Origin of the sequence: Neisseria sp. SLRRB23, assembly GCF_050896295.1 — a bacterium.
Taxonomy (GTDB): domain Bacteria; phylum Pseudomonadota; class Gammaproteobacteria; order Burkholderiales; family Neisseriaceae; genus Neisseria.
In genome coordinates this window covers 1-410 of sequence record NZ_JBPBFH010000094.1, presented here as the reverse complement: position 1 = coordinate 410, position 410 = coordinate 1, and the positions used below count along the sequence as shown (strand labels likewise).

1 pseudogene is annotated in these 410 nt (G+C 53.9%); it reads left to right on the top strand.

What is annotated here, in order from left to right:
* Positions 1 to 130: 130 nt before the first annotated feature.
* A pseudogene (locus tag ACRPFF_RS11225) lies at positions 131 to 232 on the top strand (RDD family protein); the annotation flags it as partial.
* Positions 233 to 410: the final 178 nt, after the last annotated feature.

Below are 410 nucleotides of genomic sequence, written 5' to 3'. Positions count from 1 at the left end.
GCCATTGATGATTTCGACTTAAATTCCCCGGTTAAACCTGATGTCGGCGCACGCGTAGGCATCAACCGCGTCGCTCATGACGATGATCACCGACGTGATACCTACCCTGCGACAGAAACATTCCGTAAAAGCATTCCTTGCCAACTTTGTCCTGCTCTTTATGGTCAAACGCGACCGCCGCACGCTTTACGACATATTGGCGGATACGGTTGTCGTCAAGCTGCCCAAATAAACGGACGCGGCAAAATGCCGTCTGAAAGGCTTTCAGACGACGGCAGATGACGGTATCGCCTGCATAAACGGTATGCGGTCGCCGCTTGGGCGCGGCGGAAGGCTGATCGTTCAACTCACTCATTTTGCTGCCGGTCAGCAGGTTGTTACTGGAGCTGGTGGCGGTCAGGCCTTTGTTT